Genomic DNA, 24919 nt, shown 5'->3' with positions numbered 1-24919 from the left:
GACACTCGGGGAGGGAAGCCGGTCTTCCTCCTGGCAGCCGGACACGAGCCCTGCCAGCATCAGAAAGCCACCAATCAGCCATTTACTAGGGTATTTATTCAGGCTGGATAATCGCATTGTGCCACTTTGAATCTAGGAAAGGTGTAGTAAAAAATAGGAGAATAAGTTTCAATCAGAGAACTGCACAGGTTTAGCCTTATCCACTCTGTAAGTGCTCTGACATGAAAAGGACATACTACAGGAGTGTACATTCTCCCTTATGTTTATCCCATGTCTATCCAACAGTGTTCATTCTGCCCCTGGATTCCAGGGCAAGTCAGACTGGGGGTATTGGAGTAACAGTTTGCTTAATCTTTGTTGGATATCATGCTCAACAACTCCCCCATGGTAACATACAAGCTTATCGATTTCCAGGTCCATGAGTTTTCGGATGGAAGCGACCGCCTGCGGCAAATCAAGGGTGAAATTCACATTGGCTATCCGAAGCTCTCCTTCTTCATAAACAAGGGCATCAGCGGCAACCAAGGTCTTACTGTCTTTTAGGTAAAGGGATATATGCCCCGGCATATGGCCGGGAGTATGGATAACCTTAACCCCGTTTGAGAAAGGCGTGTCTTCGTCACCGGCAAAGGTATAGTCCACAGCAACCGGTTTAACGCTACGGAGCATTTCCTGGAACAGTAATGCTCGCGGCTTTTGATCCGGACGCAGGGCGTCATAGAGGTTTTCCGCCTGCGCTAGCCTTAGTGACTTCTCACCGCCAGAAATATACCCTGCCTCTATGGCGGAGGAATAGATTTTTACCCAAGGGTACTCTTCCTTCCACTCAAATGCACCTCCTAGGTGGTCTATGTCATGGTGGGTGATAATGATGCCGGTAAGATCCCGAAGCGCAATACCTTGGGTTTGTGCTTCCCTTTGGATCAGGGGCATGAAGCCAGCATAACCGCAATCAACAAGGATTGTGTCCTGCCCATTCTTTAAGACAGCCGGATAAAGGGTGTCTTCTTTCCCATTCGCTTCAAACTTTATTTCTAGGGCATATACTTCCATCCGGAGTTTCTTAAGCTATTATCTGTTTGTGTCACCTGAGGTTAATCTGCATCGAAAAAATTGCGGATGGTAGGGGATAGCTTATGTAAGCATTACAATAGATGATGCAGTTTAACATACTGGAGCAGCATGATGGTCTTGCCGTCCTTTATCTCCCCGGTCCCGATCATCCCCAGCGCCTCCCTGAAATCCAGTTCCAGCACTTCGATGTTCTCCTGCTCGTCGGCCAGCCCTCCCCCCTCGCTGACCCTCATCCCTTTGTCGTACTCTGCCACGAAGAAGTAAAGCATCTCCGTGACGGAACCGGGTGACATGTAGGCTTCGAAGATTTTCTGTACTTTCGTTATCCTGTAGCCGGTCTCCTCCTCCGCCTCCCTCCGGATGCAGTCCTCGGCGTTGTCCCTGTCCAGCAGCCCGGCGCAGGCCTCTATGAGCAGCCCGTCCCGGTTCCCGTTCAGGAAGGTGGGCAGGCGGAACTGCCTGGTCAGGATGACCGTGCCCGCCTCCCTGTTGTAGAGCAGGATGGTGGCCCCGTTCCCCCGGTCATAGGCCTCCCTGGAATGGGTCTCCCACTCCCCTCTACTGCTTCGGTACTCATAGGTCACCTTTTCCAGGGTATACCAGTTGTCGGACAGTGTCTCCGACCTGATGTTTTTGATTCTCTCGTTTTCCATTTTAATTCGTCTGTTGGTTTTCGCCAAAGGTATCCTAAGTGTCTTATGGGCAGAGGGATGGCATCAGATGTTCATCCATAGCCGTGGGCAAGTGCCCTCAGCGGTCCCCGAAAACTGCGACCGCCCGGACGGGGGAACCGGTGCCGCCCCGGATCCTCAGGGGCAGCCCGATGAAGCGGAACCGCCCGCGGCCCACCAGTAGATGGAGGTTCACCAGGTTCTCGTAGTGCGTGAAACCGAGCTGCCCGCAGATGCGGTGCACCTCTCTGTTGCTGAGCCCCGAGACCCCGGGGGACATCGTCTCGACTCCGAACGCGGCGATCCCTCTCTCTCCCAGCCAGCGGGTGGCTCCGGCGCTCAGGCCGGGCCCGCTGGCCCAGCCCTCCCCGCCGAACGCCCTGCGGTGGTGGTCGGTGTGGATCAGCACCGTGTCCCCTTTCTCAATACCCAAACCCGCCAGGGAACAGGCTTCCCCCAGTTCGTCGGCCTCGATGAGTTCCCCCATGCCCTTATGGGAGAGGTCCAGGCAGATTCCCTCGGTGTAGAACATCGAGAGGGGCATCGTATCGATGGACTGGCCCCTGTTCCCGCGGGACATGTGGCTCAGTGCGTCCACATGGGTCCCGGTGTGCTCCCCCATCTCCAGCGCGTTCACGCTCGGGGAGACGGTGCCGGGGTCGGTGATGCCCTCCCATTCCTCGTGGGAGCTGTGCATGGAGATCCTCACCTCCGGGAGTCCCTTGTACACGGGCATGTCCGTGTAAATCTCTTGGCTCAGGTCTATGATCTCTATCATCGGTAAATATTTACTTTTTGCCGCTAGCCCGGACCCTGGATGCGGATGGAGGCTCCTTTCGATACACTGCAACCCCGCCGCTGACGGTACCCAGCCATAGGTTTCCCCGGCTGTCCATGGCCATGGACAGCACCCCGGTGCCGACACCCGTAAGGGGAACGGTTAGCGCCTCCGCGCCTCCGAAGCGGTAGAGGGCATTGCCGCCGACCCATGCCTCCCCGCCCTCCACCAGAAGGGCCCTCAGCCCGAAGGCGTCCGTCGGGCCGCTGACCTCCTGCCACCCGCCGCCCCGGAACCTGATCACGGATCTCACGGAGGTGCCGGTGACAACCGCCGTGACGGATTGGTCATCACCGACGGCCACCGCATACGGGAAGGCGGAGGGGTAGCCCAGCCGGTCCAGGGGATAGTTGGCCCATCTCTCCCCGTCAAACTTCCTGATTGTCCCCCGGAACGAGAAGTGGTCGAAGGTCCCCAGCCACAGCGTGCCGTCCCGGTCCACTGCCATGGAAAGGATCAGGTCCCCCTCTATCTCGTCGTATAGGCTCCAATCCCCGTCATTGCTGATTTTCACCAGGCCCTTGGCGGTGCCCACCCAGGTGATGCCGCGCCTCTCGTCATGGGCGAGGCTCATGATGGCGTCATCGGGCAGAGGGCTGTTGGCGGTGGTGTAGCTCGACCAGGATGTTCCGTCGTACCCGGCCAGTCCCTTGTCGGTGCCCACCCATACGGTGCCGTCCTCTTCCACAGCCAGCGCCTGGACTTTGGAGGACGGCAGTCCGGAGTTCCCATCCCTGAAGACCGTCCAGTTTTCGCCGTTGATTCGGGCAAGGCCCTTGGACGTGCCGACCCATTTGACGTCTCCAGGCCCTATGGCAATGGCATTGACCTGGTTGTCGGGCAGCAGGGAGTTTGACGCATGGTAGGTAACCCACCCAGGCCTAGTGACTTTCAGTTCCTCATCCTCATGGCCGCAACCGAACGTGAGGAAAGCCGTCAGGACAAGGAGAAACACGCTGTTTCGCGGTGGCTTGTCAGTTTTTTCTGTAATGCCCTCCCTTTCGTGGCATTGATTAGCCTGCCTGTGTGTAAGCCTGACCTTGCCTGCCGTGGGTAGGTGCCCATCCGTAATTCTCATGTTATATAGATTATGTCCCAGGCACTATTGGCTTGGGGAGTATTGGGTAGGTCTTCCCCGGGGAACTGGGGTGGCATTCCCCATTATGCTTCCTGCTATCAAAGCCGGAATGGGCTTCCCCTTAGGATAGACAGGGAAAGTGGCTGCCTCCCCTACGGCCCGATTTATTTTGATGGCATCCCAGTCTATCAGGAAACCGGGCAAGACTGCGTACTGGTACATCGGGAATTCTTTGTTAGTTGGAATTGGTCCGAAGCATATCGAAGCATATCATGAAGTTTATATATAACATTCACTATCCATTAATACCGGAAATTGAAGCGCACTTCCTTTAACGAGTAGCGGCAGTGGGAACAACCATGTGCGGAACGAGAGACGTAGAAGGTTTAATTGTCTAACAGTATAGATATTCTATAAAAAATGCCGGCAACGCGTACACAATGCCAAAGGTGGCGCGTGCACCAGCCGCTTACCTAACCTCTGGTAAGCTCAGATGCCATGGAGGAAATTATCTCCGTACTCGCCCCGCTGCTTTCTAAGGAATTCATGGTTGACGCCCTTCCCAACGTGCTAGTACAAGCGGGTGATTTTACTGTTCACCTTTACGCCTGCTTTATTCAATAAAAGCGATGGTACTCTATCTGAGTAAAGAGAAGTACTCTGGCATATGCTTAATGCGGCAGTTAATAACATAAATCGGCTTTGTCAAACTTCATAAACGTCCGTTTGTAAAGTTTGACGAGCCTGTTTTTATCGGTACTTTTGTCAGGTTTCAGGGAAAAAAGAAGAAAGATGCGGAAATATGTCGCTTATTATAGAGTGTCCACCAAAGTACAAGGACAGTCAGGGCTCGGTTTGGAGGCGCAGCGTTCAGCCGTACGCCAGTTCGTAAAGCAGGATGATTCGATCTTGGAGGAGTTCACGGAGGTAGAGAGCGGGAAGAAGAATAACCGCGCAGAACTGCTAATGGCGATTGACCGGGCAAAGCGGAACCAGGCTACCCTCATTATCGCCAAGCTTGACCGGCTAAGCAGGAATGCTGGATTCATTTTTACCTTGCGCGACAGCGGGGTAGATTTCGTTTGCGCGGATATGCCGGAAGCGAATACCCTGACCATTGGGATTTTTGCTGTGCTTGCCCAGCATGAACGTGAGCTTATCTCTTCCCGGACTAAGGCAGCACTTAAGGCTAAAAAAGAACAGGGCTTTATATTAGGTACCCCTAAAAACCTAACTTCTGAGGCGCGCCGGAAAGGATTGGAGGTTCGGCAGAATAACGCAAGCTTGAATAAGCAGAACCGGCAGGCTCTTACTTTGATCAATATCTATCGAGAGAAGGGGTATACTTTTGAAAGGATTGCGGGGGAGTTGAACAGAGAGGGATATGTTACAAGGACAGGTAAACCCTTCTTGAAGGGCACTATCCATCATTTGTTAAAGGGGATAAAATAATTGCTTTTGTATTCTCAGCTTGTCTATAGTATTAAGAAGGCCTAAAAAGATCAACAGGATGGTGAACTCTGTAACCATATCGACCTAAATACTTATGCGGTTCATTGGAGAATTGTTACCACCTTCCAACCCCATTGATTCTTTTTAGAGTCAAAAGTGTTCATAGCCTGTCCCTTAACGTGCATCCCTGTAGCTAGTCTCTTGGAAGATATAAGGGAGGGATTGAGAAATATATTATCAATAAAGCCGAATCCTTTTCCTTCTGGAATTTTAACAGTTCCATCTATTTCCTTTAGGTACAGGTTTTTGAGGGCTTCATCTGAGGTTAAGGCAGCTGTATACACCTGGCAGGCGCCTTCCCTATTGTTATTTTTGAAACGTACTTTCAAGGTATCTCCTAAGGCCACTTTCTTCAAAAATCGATCATACTTGAAGAAGCCGATTTTGCCGTCAGCAGTAATGAAGTTGAGCATTTTTTTGTCTGTATTGACAAAAGAAACAATGATGCTTTCTTCTGGGACATCGTGGAATAAGATGCTGTCAGCTGTCTGCTCGTATCGTTTATAGAATTCAATGTTTGTCTTCCTCGCTGAAGCTTGTTTATACCATGGTTCGTTTTGCCAGTTGGTGACAATAGAAGGGATATTCCAGCTGTTGGCACTCCTGGCTGCTACTAATTTTTCGATTTCAGTTTTGGCCTCACTGTAGAGTTTCTTAGCAATACAGATTCCTGCTAACCTTTGGCGAAGGCTAACAAGCATTTCCTCTGGGCTATGGCAAAGTAAACCCCTGCAGTAGCAAGCTAGAATCATTTCCTCATCACCCTTGAAAGCCTCGCTTAAGACATCCCAAACCCAAAAGTCGTTTCTTTTCTTTTTAGCGAAAGGAATTATGGCTGCCAATAGGTTTTTATCATCTCCCATAGCCAATAATAGCTTTGCTTTGTAAAAGGCGGGGTACACGAAACTTGGGTACGTCTCTATGATGTAATCCAGCTTGGGCATGAAAGCTTCTGCTTTTTCCCGGTCAAACGTTATTTCCCCAGGACCTGTTTGCTTGGGGAGCAATTGCTTGGCGTAAGCGATATATGCCTGCTCTACGAGAGGCATTAATTCTTTGCCATTGGGTAATGTTTCTTTTTGGTAGTCTTCTTCCCTGAAATTGTCAAAATCCCACCAATCTGCAAAGGGTATGTAGGAATCTAGATCTTTGAAAGCTTTATGAAACGCTTTGTATAGCGATGAATACCATAAGGATGGCTTCTTTAGGGGAAGACTTTTGATCTTGCTGAAAATAAGCTCAACTAATAAAGTTTGTGTCGTTCTTATATCCTGGGTGCGGTTTAGAGATAAGTGCCTAACTGCTTTCGCAATCACGATAGAAAGGTTGTCAAAAAGCATTTCCTCGCTACTGGGTAGGCCGAGGGCTTCTAGCTCATCAATCTTTTGGATGAAATGGGATACATTGTCTGAAGCATTGTCTAACTGGCTATACAACACCCAACTCATGTTGCGTTTTGCCCAAATATTGTCAGGTTCAGCCTCTAACTCGGTTTTAGCCATAGTATAGGCTTCTTCTAACTTGCCGGCCTTCCTAAGCTCTTTTATCTCTTTAGTTGGCATACTCTTCCTATTTAAGTTCTTGGAGGGCTTTAAAAATATCACTTACTAGGAGTTGGCTATTAGTCTTGTTCGGAACAGGAACAACCCTGCCAAAGAATCCTTTCGAGTTATATTCAAAATCTAGGGTAGCCTTTTCACTTTGACGAATAAAGTTGTAGCGCTCCTTATATTGTTGGTGCTTCACATTTTCGATTGTGATAGCTGTATTTTGAAAAAGGGCAACGACGTCATCAAATAGGATGCGGGTAAAAGGGAACTTCTCCTCCAATTCAAATTCAAATTCCAGTCTGGCAAGGATTGTTGCCGTGCTACTCCTTTTAACCGTAACAGCAGGCATCGTCTTAAGGGTCGCCTCTATTTCAGTATAAAAAGCAGTATCATTCGTAGCTGCAGGGAGTACCTGGTATTTCCCATTGAACACCAATTGCTGGTTTACCCAAGTTTTTATTCCTGCTTTCTTGCCTTCTCGCTGGCACAGATAGAAAACCTCTAAGTTTTTCCTTTGCCAACCTGTCACCTCAATGAAATGCTTTTGCAGGGCGGATTGCACATTGATAAAATGATCTTGCAGTGGAATAGCCTGTTCCACTAAGCCAACTTGAGCAAGTTTTGTAAGGAGGGTGTCATCAAGTACAACCTCTTGCGCCTGTCTTTGGCTATTTGTGAGCTCATTCAACGCATTAAGCACAGGCATATCCACAAGGGCCAAAGTAGAATATGAATTGAACCTGGGCGGGTTGATGGCAAACAGGTTTTGTGAGGCTCTTGTAACCGCAGTGTAGGCCCACCGGTAGAACCCCTCATTAGATTTACCAGCCCTTAATTGTGGATCCCTGTAGCAGTTGAAGTTTTCTCTATTTTCATGGTCCCAAACTGTGAACACATTGTCCCATTCCCCACCTTGCGCTTTATGGCAGGTGACAGCATAGCCGTACTTTATTTTAAGGCAGTTAAAGAATTCATCGTTTATGATTGCCTCTTTAAACTCATCTGTCTTTGGTTTCAATCCTTTATTTCGGTTCTTGAAATCTACATAAAGCGCCTGGGTCTCCTCTGGAGTTAGGTAATTGTCACCGTAAAGGAAGTTTTCAAGAATATAGCCAGATACCTGCTTATTACTACTCTCAGCATCGGGGAAAACCAGTTCAACGAACCTCCAAGTTAAGGTAACAGTTACTGTGCCTTTTGGAGTAGTAGAGGCCTTGTGCTTTAAGGAGGGATAGAAAGTTACGTTCCTGGATACAACCGCAGGAGATACCTCATTGACTACGGCAAATTCCCCATTGAATATACCCTTCCGGTAATTGTTGGCACCGAGGATTACTATGTCTGCTTTCTGTACAGGTAATGACGCTTCACCGAAACGGTGTTTCCTTATTTGTTGGTTGAGGGTAAGGCAGGTTTTGTTTTTAGAAGCAATTATGATCTTGGGATTCCCTGTATTGAAGTATGCCTGGAGAAAGGTCTCATATGTAGGATTAAGAATATCCCTGCCATTGGCCTGAAGATTGAAGTCATTGAAAAAGCCAGAGGATAGGCTTTGCCTGATCTTAGTAGCAGCCCTTAGAATTCCACTGTTCCCACCTTGGCGCTTTACCTGCCTCATTTCTGCACTTTCAATGCTCACCTGGAATTTCTCTTCCAGGTACTTTCGATCAAATGCTTTGGAGCTGTTATCACCAACCGGTGAGAGTTGGCAGGGGTCGCCTACAAAGATGATCTTGGAATGCGCATTCCCTTTTGTGACACGGGTATATTCAAATAAATCAGTGAGTAATTGGTCTGAGCCAAACCGGAAGAACTCGCCCTGGCTCTTCGCATCTGACACCATTGAAGCCTCGTCTACAATAAAGATTTTACTCGCTACATCTGTATTGTTTCTCACCTTAAAAAAGTAGCAGAAAGACTGGCCGCCCTCCTCATCCACAATTTCAACCTCCTCTAATTCATCATAGCTGTAGATGCTTTTGTGTATAGTAAAGGCTTCTTGCCCAGTTTTCTCCCGAATTACCTTTGCGGCTCTTCCGGTAGGAGCCATCAATGCAAAATTCTTCTTCTCCGCCCCTAAAAACTCAACCAATCCTTTTAGGATGGTGGTTTTTCCACTACCCGCATATCCTTTAAGAAGGAATACCTGAGTGTTACTATTAAGGAAATTCTCAATTTTTTCTAAAGCGGAGGATTGGTCATTACTTAGGGAAAGGTGCTGGAAGTGGTGAAATATGCCCATGCTTTGTTGTTAATAACAATTACATCTGAAATTCTGCTGGCTTAATCTATACAACAGTAGATTTGAGAAATTTCAATAAATTAAGAGGGTACGAATTATATAAATCATCTTTTTTTTGATAGGTTTTGATTTGTTTTAAAGTGATTTCCACTACCCTTTCATTTGTTTGTTGGCTATCTCTATGGCTGCTTAAGTTCCTTGAGTTTATTAAAGTGTCAATTGTAGATTTGTTTTTTTTAATCCATTCCGTATTATTAGTATCAATAGCCCAGAAGACGATTTTAGCCCATATAGAGTTTATTTTATGGATTTCTACAGGACTGCCGTTTTTAAAGAAATAATCTTTACTTGATACTTTAAATTTATCTGTAAAGGCTACTTGGTATTTACTTGGATCTAAAGAAATTTTTGAAAAAGCTTCGGAGTTGTTAATATAATAGTTTAACATATTCTCTATTTGATAATAAAGGTATAAGAAGTATCTGTCCACAACATTTATCATCTTGAACCACAGCATATCAACATAATCTTTTATAAGCTCATTCTTTAATTTTTGATTTCTAACATCTCGATAGAACTCTAAAGCTTTTGCCTTAAATACTTTTCTTTGTAGTTTGATAAATGACCCGGTTGAAAAGTCATATCTATCATCTAATATATTATCAGTTTCTGCTTTTTTATCTTTGTTCTTTGAATCAATCTTTTCTAATAGAGCATCTTTAAACCACTCATTCCCTGTCTCAGAAGATACTTCTTGAATGAAGTCAATAAGTTTAAGCAGCTGATCTTTATTTGCTGGCATAATCTATTTACCTTAAATTGGTAATCTATTCACTTTAGACCTTCTAAGGAACCTTCCAAAAGAATAAACATTCTGGTCAACCTCATTGTCATACCAGAGTTCTGTGTTTAATTTTTCTAGAGCCAGAACCTCTTCTGGGTAAAAGATAATGATCTGACCTCCATCAGCGGGTCTAATCACCAAATTAATTTCTTTCCCATTCTTCAGGACACCACTTACAGTTGTCAAACTTTTTTGTGCCCAATTAGTGCAATCATAATCAGGTAATGTGAGTAAATGATTTTTTACATTGGTTAATGCCCTATTTATGATTTCAATAACTTTATGAAACCTATCAATATCTCCAACTGATATATGTTGTAAAGCTTCAGAAATACGTTTATCATTCGCATTTTCTTGTTTAGCCCTTTCTAAATCTTTAGCAGTTGTAATCCCTAAGCTAATTAATAAATTATCAGGATCAAGTGGTTCCTGGCCTTTCTTTGGCCTAATGACCATCATTTTTTCTAGTTCATCAAAATTAGAAGCACCGAATTTTTCTAAAAAAGTATTGGCTTGTGAACTTAATTCCATAGACAACGCAATATCCCTTTCGTCGCATAACCTATGTTCTTTATTGAAGTACAAATCTCCAAACAGGTCTTTAGCTTTGTGAGGGTTGTTAACAAACCAAGTATACAATTTGCTAAATGCGTCTTTTATCTTATCCGGAAGAATTATACCTTTAACCTTATCTGCATTAAGCTTAGCTATTTTATCTTGGATAAAATGAGAAACCGTTTTAGCATCAATCACCTTTGTATTATCAATTGAAATAGCACCCCTTATCAACCAGTTCTCATTTAATAATATAGATCGATAATCATGTCCTAACTTAACTACAATATCCTTCAACTCTGAACCAATATCTCCTGCGTCTAGAAATATTGAGCTCTTAGTGCATAAATCGTTATTTTGGTTTATGTAAACTTTAATTTTATTTTGATTGATAGAATTGACTATACTCTCATCTTTATTAATTAAAGAATAAAAACAGTTTAACCATAGGTCAAATTCTTTATCACTTAAGCCTAGTGTCTCCTGGATTAAACTAATTTTGGTAAATGTTGAAAACCAAGAGGCTATGCTTTTTATACTAAGATTATATTTTTCCTCCCACCAATTTATCTTATGCCATTGATGAATATGAGCTTTCAATGGTAGTTTAAAGTGCCTACCAACATTACATAGGTTAAAAATTTCATCGCGAACTTCAGCTTCCCTATGGAAGGGAAAGTTAACAAAAGCACTACCTTCAACAATGGAAATTTTTTCGATTAGTCCATTTTGCTCAACTTCAACAATTTTTGCAGTAAGGAGGGCAGCGTGAGCCTGTTTTAAGATTTCAGTTTCATACCATTTCTTTGAAAGCCATTCATATTCTTTTGGCTGCTGAAAATCAGCTAAAATATAAGTATCCTTAAACTGAAAGGTACTTTGCTTGATAAAATCTAAAAGCTTTATGAATAAATTATTACACTCCTTTAGGAGTTCTTTGTTTTCTTCAATCTCAGGTGTAATCGCATCTTTTAAGATTATGCCGTTTCTCCTCTCTTGATAGATATTAAAACTAGAACTATTTAAAATCCCAGGAGTATTAAATTCTTCAGTACCAATGAAAGGATAATTGCAAAACAGTTTAGGGCAGCCCTTGGTTGGGCTTTTAAAACGAATACATTCTCCATCCTTGATAACTTCAAAAGCAATTGTTGCATCTTTTACATTGCTCTCAATTGTTAAAATATGTTTACATTCATCTTCATCAGAAAAATGTATGGAGTGCAGATAAATTCCTTCAACAAATTCTTCTGAACCTTGGTAAGTAAAAGTTAAGCCATCATTTATTGAAACCTTAGATATCGTTCTTACAAAGGCCATAGTGTAAGGAAGGCATAACCTTAGATCCTCTATCCCAACATTGGCAACAGCAACCCCGTTTTCATCTAAGTGATAAATAAACTCGGTATTAGTTTTTTGTGCGTTATAGTCAGTTACATCAGGTAAAGTATCTAATGTAAGCAGCACATTCATGGCAGTCTTTACACCATCATATAACTCCTGCTCATCTCTTCCAGAACGGTCAAGTAGTAATTCAAATTCTTTATGACCCTCTTCGCCTGCTTGTACGGTACTTTTTAATGTTACTTTTTCTGAAAGTAAATGTGTAGTAATAAATCCTGTTCCAAATTTTCCAATAGTTCTTGCCTTGTCTTTAACATTAATCCTTCTAGGTTTAGATGATTGCTGATTAACCAAATAGGTAATATTATCTACCTTGAATGGATTGCCATTATGTTTAAAAGATAGAGAGCGGCCTTCCTTGTCAATGTCAATTTCAACAACTGTATCTCTTTCGCTATTGGTTGTATCCATAGCATTCTGAAGTAGTTCCCATACCCATCGTCTTTGATAATCAGAATCCGAACCACCATTTCTGATATTTTGCATCAATGTGTAAATCTTTTCAGAAATTGCTTTAATAGCTATTGCCTCTTGATTTTGTAAGACAAGTTCTTTGATACTCAACTGGTTGTTGTTTGACATTGTGTAATTAGTAAACTATTTTTTATAAAATTCCATTGCTTTTTCTAATCCTTCAGCAACTAGGATATCTAAAACTTTATCTAAGTGTAATTCTCTATTGTTTTGAAAAAGGTCTTTATTTAGTTTATCAGAAGCTTTGTTGAAAGCTTTCTCATTTACAGCTAATTTTTGGTACCTTTTAAGGAGCTGAGCAAACAGCTTATTCTCCCTTCCCTTCACCATCTTAAGATAGTTCAGCTTACCCTCAATCACATAAGCCATGTCAGGCTTCCCTTTGATCAGGTGCCCCTTATCAGCTATATACTGGTGCATAAAGTACGAATATGCTCTTTCATATCCATACTGCTCCCAATAATATAACCACATTCGAAGCTGCTTTATGTACCTTTTTGGCACATTCGCTTCCTCATTTACTACCAAGCCTGTTACCTCCTGGCGATATCCTTGCTTTTGAAGGCGGGTTTTACTCTCGTTTAAATGAAAATTTTGAGCAGCTATGACACGGTGTAGTTCTTTCAAGAACTCACCATCTTTTTGATAGACATTATGCTGGGAACTGAAGGTAATATCATCAGCGTAGCGGCTGTACTTTAACTTAAATCGCTTGGCAACAGCCGTCAAGTAAAAATCTAATTGTTGGCATATGATGTTAGTGATGGTAGGAGATGTAGGAGCGCCTTGCGGCAAAACATTCCTTACTTCTTTTTTCCAGTTGCCCGCCTCATCTAATCGCTCTATCTCCATGCTGTGGCAGCATAAAGACGCAATAATACCAGCTAAGTCAAGACGGCTAGTTTTTTCATTAAGGTTAAAAGGAGGAAATCTAAGGCGTCCCCAAACTCTTGCCTGATCAATGCTGGGAAAGAAATCTTTAAGATCTATATTGAAGATATATACACTATTGGTATGCACCCGTGCATTATCTACAATTGACTTATTCGAAACAAAACCATGGGCTGCCGGATGCTGATGATCTGCATAGATGGTTTGCAAGATAAGGTTAAGGCATTTCTGAATTGACTTCAACCCTTTGGTTGGGGAATGAATGGTTCTTCTCCCTCCTGATTTCTTTTTGACGGCAAAAGCCACATATCTCTTTGGATTTGCCTTAGGGTTGCTATGAAAGTTGAGGTGTTTTATTTCAAAAGGAACAGCCTTCTTCCCCAATAGAATGCCTTTTGCATAGTTAAGAAGTCCAAGAAAGTCTTCTTTGGTCTTCATCTTGCTGAAAGAGGTAATTATGTATTGGTGCTGTTCTTCTGTCAAGTTCATCTAGATAGCTAAAATGTTTTGAATGCCTGCTCTTATTTTCTTTGTTTATGATCAACAATTAGAATCAAGACAATTCATATCTCATAAAGAAAATATAAATCATAAAGAATCATTTAATAAAGTCAAAATGTAACACATCTGAAAAACAGAAAATAACATTCAAACCTTCATCCCGCATTACTGCAGGACACCAACCGATTTTCGTTTTGGATTGCTCCGCCACGACAGTTGGCAAAAATCAAAATCTTAGAGCAGGCATTCAAAGAACATGTTGCAAAGTAAAGATAGAACTGTGCAGTAGAACTGCACAAATGTAATGTCTTAATCTTTATTTTGCAGGGGTTTGTACAACAATTACATCGCAAAGGAAATTGTTACCTGTGCAGCAGAACTGCATTCATAAATAAAAACACATATGGCCAGGAATAAGAATGCAATGATGCGGTACAAGGTATTGGACAACTGTTTCAGAAACACAGGGAGGCGTTATTTTATCCAAGACCTCATAGATGCTTGTAACAGACAACTATTTGAAATAGACCCAAATTCAAGAGGAATCAGTAGAAGGCAAATTCTGGATGATATTACTTTTATGGAAAGCGCCGAAGGTTGGTCTATTGAACTGGCCAGGTACCGCGATGGAAAAAAAGTATACTACCGATACGAAGACCCTTCTTTCTCTATCAATAACATGCCTCTGAATGAGGTAGAAGTAAATCAACTTAAAACTGCCGTTGAGATTCTTTCTCAGTTCAAAGGCATGCCCCAATTTGAGTGGATACACGAGTTGCTTCCAAAGCTCAACCAGGGAATGTCTTCTGCACCTGAACAAAACGCCATCATAGATTTTGACAGTAACCAATACTTAAAGGGAATAGAACATTTAGGAATTCTGCATAATGCTATCTATTACAAGAAAGTACTAAAGGTTCAGTACCAACCCTTTGAAAGCGAGGCGGCCTTTGAAGTAACTCTTCATCCTTATTATTTAAAGCAATATAACAACAGATGGTTTTTGTTTGGCTTTAACCCTTACACTGACAGATACGACTGGAATTTAGCCCTGGACCGTATGGTAGCTATTCAAGAAACAGAAGATGCCTATAAACCCAATGATCAAATTGACTGGGCAGACTACTTTGATGACATCATTGGCGTAACAAAGCCCATCGAAAGCAAAGTAGAAAACATTGTTCTTCACTTTCCAGATAGAACTGGAAGGTACGTAGAGTCAAAGCCAATACATGGGTCACAGAAAGCAAGATGGATTTCTGCAAACACATTAGAAGTTGAGTTGGAACTGATCATAAATTTTGAATTTGAACGCCTAATGCTGTCTTATGGGGAAAGCGTGAAAGTGGTACAACCAAGATCTTTAAAAGATCGATTAGTGCAGAAGTTCAAGCAGGCGCTAGACCTGTACTAATATCTAGACCTGTACCAGTATTGAGGAATGGTAGTGTTTCGTCTAGCCTTATCTATCAAAAATCTCACTATCCACAATTACACCTTGCATACGCAACAAATATGCTTCCACTTTATCTTAAATAATCAGGCTCCATAATTCATTTCAAATCAAACAAATGCCTTTAAGTTCGTTCAATTTAATTTGAAATGAATTATGGAGCCTGACTTTTACCTTCCCTGCAATACAATGAAAGAGGAAATGGTTGGAAAACTGCTATTTGTGCTAATAAGGATTTCTTAATCTGTCAAGACCGGTGAAGAGGAGTCTTCTGTTATTGTAGGTACTGGCATATCAAATGTCATTAATGCTGATAACACCTCCACTCCTCTTGTGATTCTGTCTTCAATATCCAAACCGCCCTCATTTTGGTTGATTCTAATGATATCGTTTGAATTTACATAGTTTAACTGTCGAATGGCTTCAAGGAGTTCTTTGCTTTGTTCATCAACGGCTTCTAGTTTAAACCCAATGTTATAGTTCTTTACTCTTAAAGACATGTTGCCTTTGATCAATATCAATGGGGCGCCATAATTTTCTAGAATCACATTGCCTTCTAATCGGTTTTTTATTGCTACCAGGAAGGGCGACCAATGAAACCCCCCAAGTGTAGTTCTACGCATCATTACCGATTCATACTGCTTTTGTGGATCCGGCCAGTGATAAAAGCCTTCTTCATTTTTCCTAAAATCGGAATATTTGACATAGTAATATCTCCAGTCTTTTGGTTTGCCCTCTTGTTGTTTGTATGAATCAAGAAAATCAGCAATGACAGATTTCACCTCAGCTTGAGGGTTTTGGATGAGGTGGGATAAGAGAGCATAAAGTGCCTTATGAGTACCTTCGAAGTTATCCCTTCTTTGGCTAGGGGTGAATAGTTCTCGCCATACTGGATCGTTCTGGTTTCCTAATCTTCTACGCCAATCGTATCTCTGAGAGTAGTTATTGAAACACATCAAAGCTCTACTGATCGTTTCATAAATACAATTAGGTGTATAAACCCTTAAAAATGCGTTAGTGTACTTATCCAGCTCATCATCCATTTCAAAGATGGCTATACATCCCTGAAGTAGGTGATGGTCTTCTAACTTAAAGACAACCTCCTTGAATTGGTTATTTTGACTTATAAACTCTTGCTTATCTGTTTCTTCTTTGACTTGTCGGGAGTTAAATTTAGTTTCTCCATCAATTGCGTTGTTCAGGATGATTCCGTTTATAGAAGTCAGTAGAGAAGGCATATTCTCCTTACGGACCGTGTCTTCTGAATTTGTAATTAAGTTTCTTAATGTTCTTAAACGGGTATTAATATCGGTTGAGCCATGAACCAAGTGAAGGATACATGCAAATAGAATTAACTGCTCCCCTATTGAGAATTGATTGATTCTGCTTGAGGGATCATAATTGTCTGCACATTTCTTAAATAGATTTGATGCTGGATTGTTAAAGAACAATCTTGTTTTAGATGGGGCAAAGTCCTCTTCTTGAATGTAATACAAATCATCAAAGAAGGTAGGGTTCTCTTGGCTGATACGATAAAACGCATTCAGACATGAAAAAAGGAACTCAACATTGGCCGAATCGGCGTAAATGTGTTTATATACTTCGAATTCCTCTGTCGACTCTTCTCCTACATAATTGCTTCTAAAAGAGATTATATCAGTAATATACCTGAAGAACCTCAAGAAGCCATTATCCACCAGCTTGGCTATGTCTTTACTGTTTTGGCCTTTATATAAATTCCAAAACATGTCAGACCATTCTTTGTCAACTTTATGATTGAACTCTGCAGCTTCTTCCGTATTCAAAAGTTCAGAAAAGCGCGATTTAAAATACTCGAATTCTGTTAGCTCCTTACCCCTGGAGTTCATTTTGATGTACAAGTCATCAGGCAAGCCTAACTTTTCCATCGGTAGTAAATGGAAAACGATTTTTGGTTGGTCAGAAGTAAGTAGAGGCCATACATCATCTATATTTCTGAACTTATTTTGGATAGCATCTAACATGACCAGCATTGAGCTAACTGTTGGGTCATTCTTCCATGCGGTAAAAAACCATGGTTCATTGGCAATAGTTGCTCTGATGGATTGGGTCAAATCAGTGGGAGTATATTTCACTAGCTTCTCACAGAAAACCTTGGAACTGTGGCGTGTTTCGTAAGTAAACTTTTCAAGGTATTGCCTTGCCTCAGATAGCTTGTTTTCTTTAACTGCGACAAACCAATGTAATAAAAACAAGGTTGTCAAGCGTTGCTGACCATCCAATGGTATGAAGTCTTTCATCTTCCCGCCATTTACCTGGTGTTCCCGGATATAACCGTAAACAAAATCGAGTTCTAAAGGCGTATTTGTTCTTTCAGTCAATGCTTTGCATAAAGCATTTAAAAAGCCTTCTCTTATTTTAGGCGCTTTTCCAATAAGCCTTCCTTGAGCATAATCCCTCTGTATGATTGGTATAACTACTTTATGGTCCTGTAGTAAATTATATAAACTTATTGCCATGACTAATTAAGATTGTAAGATGGTTGCTCAATATAGTTTCTCAATACTTTCTTGATTTCACTAAAGTAATTTTCCCTATCCTCTTTGCTCCAGAAATAGTATTGCTGAGTAGAAGGTTTATTGTTATAGTATTTGAAGAAAACCCTTCGGGTGCACAAGGGGATGTAGCTGCCACTTTTATCCATTTCGATAATCGCTCTGCGTTTTACTTCAAATACAGAATTATTAAGGGCTGCATTATCTGGCTGGCTTAATAAAGCTAGGTTAGAGATGGAGTGAAGGTCAGATGAATGGTCATCTGCTTTTACAGAAAACTTATCAATGATTTTCTTTGATAAGGAGGTGAAGCTCTCCCACGTCAGTTTATCGGTATTACTTTGTTTTATTTCAGCTAAAAGTTTTACCCATTCTTCCATATCTGCTTCTTTATGTGCCTCAGAAACAAGTTCTTCTATGAGCGCTGAGTGATAATCTAACCATTTATACCAAGGCTCTCTTTTAGATTTATCAAGTGATTCAGAATTTTGGGCATGTATGTGCTCCAGGCTCCATTGATTGTTCTTGTAAAACTTAAATGGATAATATTCCATAACATTATTATTGCTACGGATAGATTCAACATTGAAAAGCAGGAGTAGATTTTCTATAGTTTTATAGTCACCTTTCCTTTCATAGCTTAATTCTTCAATATTTACTTTGCCTATTTTTTCCTTTATCTTTTTGTCTAGTTTTTTCTCAAAGTTATCCTTAGTTTCTTTCATGGATAACTCTATTAAGGCGCCCATTTCTTCACCGACTGAAATTAGATAGCCAACTTTGTGGTACAAGTCCTTTTCTTTATGCCATTGGCATAGAGTCAGATAATGTTGTTCAATCGATAACCACAACTCCCAAATGGATTGCTCTTTAAACTTCTTAAGGAAATATAGGAAAGTAAAAAGTGGGTCTATTTCGGAGGCTCCTTTTTTTGCAATTACATCAAATAACAGCTCGATTTTAGTTGAATATTTATTTTGGTTTTCATTGGTTACAAAAGACCAAAAGTGCTCATCACTTAATTTCTGCTCTATTTCATCCCATATTTGAGATATTTCCATTTTCCGCCTAATACTTTCAGGGTTCTCTTCCCCAAAGCTTGTTTCAGAAAGGAACAGTGCTTTTATCAATTCAGCGTTTGTTAGCGGAATTTTCCCAATATTTAACCTGGTAAAGAGTTCTATGCTATTTACCGCTGGCTCTACTTTGTACCAGATAACCTGTACCGACCGCTCATCTTCCTTTTTACCTAGCAGCGTATCTAAAAACCGATTTTTATCTGTACGGTCTTTTGTGTTTTGGCCATTCGTGAACCATTCTTTCACGGTTTCATAGGCCGACCATATATGATGGAAGTCAATATTAGAGTTATCTTCTGTAATATTTTTTAAAAATTCTTCACTTTTGGTTCGTGTTTCGTACCTGAGTGAGTAAGTTTCTTTGCTATAATCTTCTAAAAGAGAGTCTGTTTTAAGAAATTCTTTGGTCAGGTAACTAAGAATTATATAAATGGTAGTAAGACGCTGTTGACCATCTACCACTTCCCAACCGTCCTTGGCCTGGCCTGCTTCCTGCCATAACTTTTGCTTTACTACTACTGGTTGCAAGCAATAGAAACCGGAGCTCTTGTCTTTCTTTTCAGCAAAAACCCAGATGTCGTTGAGCAAGTCTTTTACTTGTTGCGATGTCCAGCGGTAACCTCTCTGGTAATATGGAATGTAGAAATCTTTCCCTAGCAGCTCGTTGATAGATTTTAAAACTAAATTATCTGTCATGTGTTTTTTATGATTCAATATATCTAAATATCTAAGTAACGGAATATTAACACAAACTCAAGGTCTTTCAAACTTTATTAAATTATAAATGCCTTGGTGGTGCCTGATTTTAGCTCTGGTTTGGACCATAACAAGTAACCTCCTTAGAAGCTAATTCCAAACTTCGGCTACCCCTAGGACCTGGCTCAGACCTAAGTATGTCACTTTTTTCTAGATAACTTTTTTTCTTAGATCGCCTAGGTTTTGTTAAACCTTCATGTTCCTTAAATTTTACATCTGGCTGGTTTCCATTGTGTAACTACATGTGATCGAAAATTTGTGCCTCAGAACTCGGGGAAAGCTTATTGAATATGGTTACTTTCGTAAATCTAAAATGGAATATGGCTTTCAATAGAAATGAACTTATAACGGAGATCAAGGAACAGTTCCTTGAAGAGGATGGGGGAAGACCATGGATTGTCGCCTTCAGCGGCGGAAAGGATTCCACTGCCTTATTGATGCTGGTTTGGGAGGCAATGCAGGAGCTTAATGAGGTCGAATGGAAAATAAGGCCTATTTATGTGATCTGCAATAACACTCTGGTGGAAAATCCCAAAGTGTTGACATTCGTTAACGCCCAGTTGGACCTCATCCGCAAGGAGGCGGTAGAAAAGGGCCTTCCTATTGTAGTAGACCATACTATCCCAAGGCTAGACGACAGCTTTTGGGTAAACTTGATTGGCAGGGGGTACCCTGCCCCGAACAGCCAATTCCGGTGGTGCACCGAACGCCTGAAGATTTCTCCTACCACACAGTATATCAAGGACAAGATCTCACAAAATGGGGAAGTTATCATTTTGCTTGGAACAAGATCGGACGAAAGTTCAAACCGTTCCGCATCCATCAAGAGACATGAGATCAAAGGGCAGAGGCTCCGTAAACACCCTCTACCGAGTGCCATGGCCTATGCGCCCATCAAGGATATGACCACGAATGAGGTGTGGACATATCTCCAAAATACCGTAAACCCTTGGACTAAGAAGAAAAACAAGGAATTGATTACCCTCTACAATAACGGTAGCGGCGGGGATTGTCCCTTGATCATGGATGTGAAGACGCCGTCCTGTGGGAACAGCCGCTTCGGCTGCTGGGTATGCACCGTAGTAAAGCGTGACCGCTCAATGGAAGCTTTGATAGATAACGGGGAAGAGTGGATGCAGCCTCTGGTGGAGATCCGTGATTTCCTTTACGGCACCATAGACCGGGAGGACCCTGGCTATGAACCTGAAAAATACAGGATGCCTATCAGGAGGAATAAGTCGGAAGGCCTTGGTCCTTATTGGCCCAAATGGAGGTACCATGTTCTGAAGATGGTCCTAAGGGCTCAAAAGGTGGCTCAGGAGGAAGATCCTCGTAACAGTCTCATCTCCCTGCAGGAGCTGGCAGCCATCCAGGTGGTGTGGAATAGGGACCATATCTATGAGTACAGCGTTTCGGAGGTCTATAATGAGGTGTTTGGCCAAGAATTTGACTTCGAGCCGCGAAGCTCGGGTGTACAACAAGAGAGAAAACTGTTGAAAGAGGCCTGTCAGGATAATACGGAAGATTACAACCTGATCAACCGGTTATTGAATGCCCAGAAGAACAAAGTGCTTCTTCTCAGAAAGCATGGCCTACAGAACGATTTGGAAAACATCCTGCAGGAGCACGTGAGGCCTACATTCACAAAGCTGGAAGATTATTAACATGTTCATCAAAGACATAACGCTTCACAACTTCAGAATCTATAAAGGGGAAAACAGGATTTCTTTCGAGGAAGACCCTAACCGCAATATCTACATTCTGGCGGGATACAATGGATATGGGAAGACAACCTTCCTTACTTCGTTGGTTTGGTGTCTCTATGGACGGCACATGCAAGATGTAGATGAGATCTTTAGGAAGAAGATCCAGGAGGCAGGTGGTTACACGGCTTATCTGAATGCCTGTTTGAATAGGGCCTCAAAGATTGGCAATGGGGTTGACTACTCCGTTTCCATCACGGTTTCAAATCTCCAGATCCCGGGGATAACGGCCCGTGAGGTTGAAATTAAGCGGTCCTACACCCTTGGGGAGAAACATGACCTGCTTGAAATCAAAATAGACGGGTTCAGGAATGAGTTAGTAGAGGACGTAGGGAATGACATCTTTATTCAAGACTTCATCCTCCCCAAGGAAATTGCCAAATTCTTCTTTTTTGATGCCGAGAAGATCACCTCCATTGCGGAGGTGCAATCCTTGGAGCAGAAAAAGCAGCTGGGAAGGGCCTATTCCGAAGTTCTGGGAATAAAAAAGTACGTTGATCTAAAGAATAACCTTGTTGACCTTAGGCTTAAGTACGGGAGGGAATCCGCCAGCCCCGAAGAGCTCAGGAAGCTTGAGGCGGAGGAGGTTCGGGTGCTAGGATTGGAGCATGAGATTTCCCAAAGGGAAAAGTTGATCATTGAGTACAACCAAGACCTTGAGGAAAAAGGGAAGCGCTCGTCTGCCCTCCAAGAGAAATTGATCCGGGAAGGGAACTCCATTTCAATTGAGGAATTGACTCATCTCAACACCGAGAAGGAAAAGCTTTCCCTAAGGGCAAGGGATTACAAAGAGCGCTTCAACAGCATGCTGGAATTCGCTCCATTCGCCATAGCGGGTAAACTTTTCTTCGAACTGGAAACCCAGCTTAAACTTGAACAACAATACAATACCCAAAAAGGGCTTACTTTATCGGAATTGCACACCGCGATCGCCAATATTAAACAAGCGATCGCGGAGTTCCCGGAAGATTTGGTCAAATCTGACCTCCAGCAGCGCCTGAACATTTTGCTTGAGGAATTCTTCATCAAGGGACAGCATGGAAGCCCGATGGAAAAACAGGTGGACATTCTGCATTCCTTCGACGAGAACCTACTCAAAGCCTTCACAGCCATAGCCGATAATCTAAGGTCAACTTACAAGGAGCATTTCAAGCTCCTAAGCCGTGACATCAAACGTAACCGCTATGACCTCAATGAGGTAACCAAAAAACTCAACAGGGCAGAGTCCAAGGAGGGAGATATCCTCATCCAGAAGCACCGACAAGAGAAAGCGGCGATCGACAGCGAGATCATCGCTACCAGGAATAAGATTCTGGAACTGTCCATGGAGATAGGTTCCCTTACCAATGAGTTGAATACCAGAAAGAAAGTACTTCAAGAGCTCAGGAGAAAGCTTTCAGTGAAGGAAGATCTGAAGGACAAGGATATCACCGCAGAGAGGCTCATTGCAAAGCTAGAGCATTTCATAGCTAAAATACAGCACGAGAAAAAAACGACCCTGGAGAGCCGGATCCGAAAGGGACTGAACAGACTGATGCACAAAAAAGACTTTGTGCAAAAGGTCTCTGTGGAAGTTACAGGGGAGATCATTGAAATCGAGCTTTTCAATGAAAGGAAAGAACGCATCAATAAGGAGGATCTCTCTATGGGGGAAAAACAACTCTATGCCACCTCTATCCTACAGGCCTTGGTGGAGGAGTCCAACATCGACTTCCCGGTATTTATTGACAGTCCGATGCAGAAACTGGACGCTGCCCATGCCCGAAACATTATCACTGATTTTTATCCGAACGTTTCGAAGCAGGTGGTGGTATTACCTCTCCTCAATAAGGAGATGACTAGAGAGGAATTCGAGTTGTTCAGTAGAAATGTAAAGAGCTGTTACCTAATCCAGAACCTGAATGAGGATGCTTCCACCTTCTTGCCCGTGATAAATGAAGAGTTGTTCGCTGTTGCAGCAAGGCTGGATAGAAAGGAAGAAGTATATGTTTAATTCCATCACCACCTCGGAGGCAAATCGACCCGTTGTAACGGAACTGACCAATAAGTTCGCGTTGGGAGCCGAGAATGTCATAGCCAGGATCGCTTTCGCTTTCTCGCTTGCCCAAGGGGTAAAGCTTAGCTTGAAGGACTTGTCCGATGCCAAAGGGAAAACCTATCCTGCAAAAGTCCTGTTTGGGAATCATCTGGAAATTTATGTAGCCCTGGTTTGCCAACACTACCAGCTCCATAAAACCGACCAAGATGTCGCCAAATACATCAAACTCCATCTTGACCATGGCCTTTTGGAAATGAGGCAATACGCAAACAGTGATGGCGTCGATTTCCTCCTGAAGGTGATTGAGCAGGGTATTGAGGAACAACTGGAGCTCTTTTAGCCAGGTGCCCTGCTAAATGTTTTATTTAGCAGGGCACCTGGCTAAAAGGCGATAAGCTGCCACTGGCATTGTGAAGGCTGTCCTCTTTTTGTAAGGGAAAGATAAGTAAAAATATACCCATTACAGGGGTCAATAGTTTTCCCGGATAGTATTGACCCCTGTATTGATTGTGTTCCCAATAGCGGATACTTCCTGGGTGAATCTTCCAAGGCTTATCCTTATTGAGCTGTAAGCTATGTCTTCATCATCATACATAGCCATCAGGACGTGCGAAGGCAAGACTTCCGCCGAGGTACAAGCAGAACCGCTTGAGATTGCCAATCTATCCCGAACCTGGATAATCAAGGCTTCCGCGTCTATTCCCTCAAAATACAAGTTGGTGATGTGGGGTAACCGGTTAGCTTTATCCGCATGGATGTGACACCCTTCGGTCTTAAGAAGCTCTTCTTCCAGCTCCTTTCTAAGTCCTGCTAACCTTTCGGCTTCTTTCCCCATCTCACCCTTGGCAAGTTCACAGGCTTTGCCAAACCCGACGATCGCCGGGGTATTGAGGGTTCCCGACCTAATACCCCTTTCATGCCCGCCCCCATGGATCTGGGGTAGTACCCTGGTCCTTGGGAAGCGGCTTTTGACATATAGAGCACCTACCCCATTGGGTCCATAAAGTTTATGTGCGGAACAGGTAAGGATATCGATCCCGTCCTCCACCACATTGACCGGAATTTTGCCTATGGCTTGAGTGGCATCGGTCATGAACAAAGCCTTGCTCCGATGGACGATTTCCCCGATCTGACGCATCGGTTGGATCACACCAGTCTCATTGTTGGCGTACATGACAGAAACTAGGATTGTCTTATCCGTGATGGAGGACTCCAGGAGTTCCAAGTTAATGAGACCGTCACTGTTTACAGGTAGATAGGTTATCTCTGCTCCTTGGCTCTCCAGGTACTTGCAAGTATCAAGAACCGCTTTATGCTCCGTAGAAACGGTGATGATGTGGTTGCCTTCCTTCCTGTAATTTTCGAAAACACCTTTGATGGCTAAGTTGATCGCCTCCGTTGCGCCGGAGGTAAAGGTGACTTCCTCTGGTTTTGCCCCTATCAAATCAGCCACCAGCTTGCGCGAAGCTTTGACTGCCTCTTCTGCTTCCCAGCCAAAGGCATGGGTGCGACTGGCCGCATTGCCGAACTTCATTGTGAAATAAGGTAGCATTGCTTCCACCACCCTCGGGTCTGTAGGGGTAGTGGAAGCATAGTCCAGGTATATGATCTCTTCGGTATTCGTATCCATAAGAAAGTATAACGTCCTAAGTTGGGAAATGA

Annotated in this window: 18 protein-coding genes; 5 read left to right on the top strand and 13 right to left on the bottom strand. The window is 42.9% G+C overall.

Annotated elements, in window-relative coordinates:
- Positions 1 to 288 precede the first annotated feature (288 nt).
- The 5 genes from ACY0JR_RS17000 to ACY0JR_RS16980 form a co-directional block, all read right to left on the bottom strand.
- Positions 289 to 1053 carry an MBL fold metallo-hydrolase gene (locus ACY0JR_RS17000; protein WP_462635290.1) on the bottom strand — a complete coding sequence of 255 codons (765 nt, stop codon included), beginning with the start codon at positions 1051 to 1053 and terminating at the stop codon, positions 289 to 291.
- A 92-nt stretch (positions 1054 to 1145) separates the two neighbouring features.
- Positions 1146 to 1727, bottom strand: a complete 582-nt coding sequence (nudK, locus tag ACY0JR_RS16995; protein ID WP_462635289.1) for a GDP-mannose pyrophosphatase NudK — start codon at positions 1725 to 1727, stop codon at positions 1146 to 1148.
- Positions 1728 to 1824: 97 nt separating this feature from the next.
- On the bottom strand, positions 1825 to 2523 hold the full coding sequence (locus ACY0JR_RS16990) for a cyclase family protein (protein WP_462635288.1): 699 nt from the start codon (positions 2521 to 2523) through the stop codon (positions 1825 to 1827).
- 10 nt (positions 2524 to 2533) lie between these two features.
- A complete protein-coding gene (locus ACY0JR_RS16985; RefSeq protein WP_462635287.1) occupies positions 2534 to 3661 on the bottom strand; it encodes a ligand-binding sensor domain-containing protein in 1128 nt (375 codons plus the stop codon).
- A 24-nt stretch (positions 3662 to 3685) separates the two neighbouring features.
- Positions 3686 to 3883 (bottom strand): hypothetical protein, encoded by a 198-nt coding sequence (locus tag ACY0JR_RS16980; RefSeq protein ID WP_462635286.1) that lies wholly within the window; start codon positions 3881 to 3883, stop codon positions 3686 to 3688.
- 570 nt (positions 3884 to 4453) lie between these two features.
- Between ACY0JR_RS16980 and ACY0JR_RS16975 the strand changes: the two genes are divergently transcribed.
- Positions 4454 to 5113 carry a recombinase family protein gene (locus ACY0JR_RS16975; protein ID WP_462635285.1) on the top strand — a complete coding sequence of 220 codons (660 nt, stop codon included), beginning with the start codon at positions 4454 to 4456 and terminating at the stop codon, positions 5111 to 5113.
- A gap of 101 nt (positions 5114 to 5214) precedes the next feature.
- Here the strand turns inward: ACY0JR_RS16975 and ACY0JR_RS16970 are convergent, their stop codons facing one another.
- The 5 genes from ACY0JR_RS16970 to ACY0JR_RS16950 are packed head-to-tail and all read right to left on the bottom strand — an operon-like array spanning position 5215 to position 13622.
- Positions 5215 to 6735 carry a DUF7017 domain-containing protein gene (locus ACY0JR_RS16970; protein WP_462635284.1) on the bottom strand — a complete coding sequence of 507 codons (1521 nt, stop codon included), beginning with the start codon at positions 6733 to 6735 and terminating at the stop codon, positions 5215 to 5217.
- A 7-nt stretch (positions 6736 to 6742) separates the two neighbouring features.
- A complete protein-coding gene (locus ACY0JR_RS16965) occupies positions 6743 to 8965 on the bottom strand; it encodes an ATP-dependent DNA helicase (protein ID WP_462635283.1) in 2223 nt (740 codons plus the stop codon).
- A gap of 46 nt (positions 8966 to 9011) precedes the next feature.
- On the bottom strand, positions 9012 to 9767 hold the full coding sequence (locus tag ACY0JR_RS16960) for a hypothetical protein (RefSeq protein ID WP_462635282.1): 756 nt from the start codon (positions 9765 to 9767) through the stop codon (positions 9012 to 9014).
- 12 nt (positions 9768 to 9779) lie between these two features.
- On the bottom strand, positions 9780 to 12350 hold the full coding sequence (locus tag ACY0JR_RS16955) for a sacsin N-terminal ATP-binding-like domain-containing protein (RefSeq protein ID WP_462635281.1): 2571 nt from the start codon (positions 12348 to 12350) through the stop codon (positions 9780 to 9782).
- Between the two features lie 15 nt (positions 12351 to 12365).
- Complete coding sequence (locus ACY0JR_RS16950; RefSeq protein ID WP_462635280.1) at positions 12366 to 13622, bottom strand: reverse transcriptase domain-containing protein; 1257 nt, start codon at positions 13620 to 13622, stop codon at positions 12366 to 12368.
- Positions 13623 to 14037: 415 nt separating this feature from the next.
- Here ACY0JR_RS16950 and ACY0JR_RS16945 point away from each other — a divergent pair, with 415 nt between their 5' ends.
- Entirely contained in the window at positions 14038 to 15048 is a 1011-nt protein-coding gene (locus tag ACY0JR_RS16945; RefSeq protein WP_462635279.1) for a helix-turn-helix transcriptional regulator, read from the top strand.
- Between the two features lie 278 nt (positions 15049 to 15326).
- On the opposite strand, the gene ACY0JR_RS16940 is transcribed toward ACY0JR_RS16945, so the two are convergent.
- On the bottom strand, positions 15327 to 17585 hold the full coding sequence (locus ACY0JR_RS16940; RefSeq protein WP_462635278.1) for a GmrSD restriction endonuclease domain-containing protein: 2259 nt from the start codon (positions 17583 to 17585) through the stop codon (positions 15327 to 15329).
- 2 nt (positions 17586 to 17587) lie between these two features.
- On the bottom strand, positions 17588 to 19396 hold the full coding sequence (locus ACY0JR_RS16935; protein ID WP_462635277.1) for a DUF262 domain-containing protein: 1809 nt from the start codon (positions 19394 to 19396) through the stop codon (positions 17588 to 17590).
- A 350-nt stretch (positions 19397 to 19746) separates the two neighbouring features.
- Here ACY0JR_RS16935 and dndC point away from each other — a divergent pair, with 350 nt between their 5' ends.
- From dndC to ACY0JR_RS16920, 3 genes are read left to right on the top strand one after another with little or no spacing between them, the layout of a single operon-like run.
- Positions 19747 to 21120, top strand: a complete 1374-nt coding sequence (gene dndC, locus ACY0JR_RS16930) for a DNA phosphorothioation system sulfurtransferase DndC (protein WP_462635276.1) — start codon at positions 19747 to 19749, stop codon at positions 21118 to 21120.
- Between the two features lies 1 nt (position 21121).
- Positions 21122 to 23212 carry an AAA family ATPase gene (locus ACY0JR_RS16925; RefSeq protein WP_462635275.1) on the top strand — a complete coding sequence of 697 codons (2091 nt, stop codon included), beginning with the start codon at positions 21122 to 21124 and terminating at the stop codon, positions 23210 to 23212.
- Entirely contained in the window at positions 23205 to 23597 is a 393-nt protein-coding gene (locus ACY0JR_RS16920; protein WP_462635274.1) for a DndE family protein, read from the top strand. Before ACY0JR_RS16925 ends, ACY0JR_RS16920 begins: the two co-directional genes overlap by 8 nt.
- Before the next feature lie 129 nt (positions 23598 to 23726).
- Here the strand turns inward: ACY0JR_RS16920 and ACY0JR_RS16915 are convergent, their stop codons facing one another.
- Entirely contained in the window at positions 23727 to 24887 is a 1161-nt protein-coding gene (locus ACY0JR_RS16915; RefSeq protein WP_462635273.1) for a cysteine desulfurase family protein, read from the bottom strand.
- Positions 24888 to 24919: the final 32 nt, after the last annotated feature.

Source organism: Rufibacter sp. JT3400010 (genome assembly GCF_054956755.1).
This window is presented reverse-complemented; position numbering and strand designations above follow the sequence as displayed.

Excerpts from the sequence above, each read along its gene's own strand:
- ACY0JR_RS16960 (WP_462635282.1), bottom strand. The coding sequence starts at position 9,767 with ATGCCAGCAAATAAAGATCAGCTGCTTAAACTTATTGACTTCATTCAA.
- ACY0JR_RS16980 (WP_462635286.1), bottom strand. The coding sequence starts at position 3,883 with ATGTACCAGTACGCAGTCTTGCCCGGTTTCCTGATAGACTGGGATGCC.
- ACY0JR_RS16965 (WP_462635283.1), bottom strand. The coding sequence starts at position 8,965 with ATGGGCATATTTCACCACTTCCAGCACCTTTCCCTAAGTAATGACCAA.
- ACY0JR_RS16950 (WP_462635280.1), bottom strand. The coding sequence starts at position 13,622 with ATGAACTTGACAGAAGAACAGCACCAATACATAATTACCTCTTTCAGC.
- ACY0JR_RS16925 (WP_462635275.1), top strand. The coding sequence starts at position 21,122 with ATGTTCATCAAAGACATAACGCTTCACAACTTCAGAATCTATAAAGGG.
- ACY0JR_RS16970 (WP_462635284.1), bottom strand. The coding sequence starts at position 6,735 with ATGCCAACTAAAGAGATAAAAGAGCTTAGGAAGGCCGGCAAGTTAGAA.
- ACY0JR_RS16985 (WP_462635287.1), bottom strand. The coding sequence starts at position 3,661 with ATGAGAATTACGGATGGGCACCTACCCACGGCAGGCAAGGTCAGGCTT.
- ACY0JR_RS16935 (WP_462635277.1), bottom strand. The coding sequence starts at position 19,396 with ATGACAGATAATTTAGTTTTAAAATCTATCAACGAGCTGCTAGGGAAA.
- nudK (WP_462635289.1), bottom strand. The coding sequence starts at position 1,727 with ATGGAAAACGAGAGAATCAAAAACATCAGGTCGGAGACACTGTCCGAC.
- ACY0JR_RS16955 (WP_462635281.1), bottom strand. The coding sequence starts at position 12,350 with ATGTCAAACAACAACCAGTTGAGTATCAAAGAACTTGTCTTACAAAAT.
- ACY0JR_RS17000 (WP_462635290.1), bottom strand. The coding sequence starts at position 1,053 with ATGGAAGTATATGCCCTAGAAATAAAGTTTGAAGCGAATGGGAAAGAA.
- ACY0JR_RS16940 (WP_462635278.1), bottom strand. The coding sequence starts at position 17,585 with ATGGCAATAAGTTTATATAATTTACTACAGGACCATAAAGTAGTTATA.
- ACY0JR_RS16975 (WP_462635285.1), top strand. The coding sequence starts at position 4,454 with ATGCGGAAATATGTCGCTTATTATAGAGTGTCCACCAAAGTACAAGGA.
- ACY0JR_RS16920 (WP_462635274.1), top strand. The coding sequence starts at position 23,205 with ATGTTTAATTCCATCACCACCTCGGAGGCAAATCGACCCGTTGTAACG.
- ACY0JR_RS16945 (WP_462635279.1), top strand. The coding sequence starts at position 14,038 with ATGGCCAGGAATAAGAATGCAATGATGCGGTACAAGGTATTGGACAAC.
- dndC (WP_462635276.1), top strand. The coding sequence starts at position 19,747 with ATGGTTACTTTCGTAAATCTAAAATGGAATATGGCTTTCAATAGAAAT.
- ACY0JR_RS16990 (WP_462635288.1), bottom strand. The coding sequence starts at position 2,523 with ATGATAGAGATCATAGACCTGAGCCAAGAGATTTACACGGACATGCCC.
- ACY0JR_RS16915 (WP_462635273.1), bottom strand. The coding sequence starts at position 24,887 with ATGGATACGAATACCGAAGAGATCATATACCTGGACTATGCTTCCACT.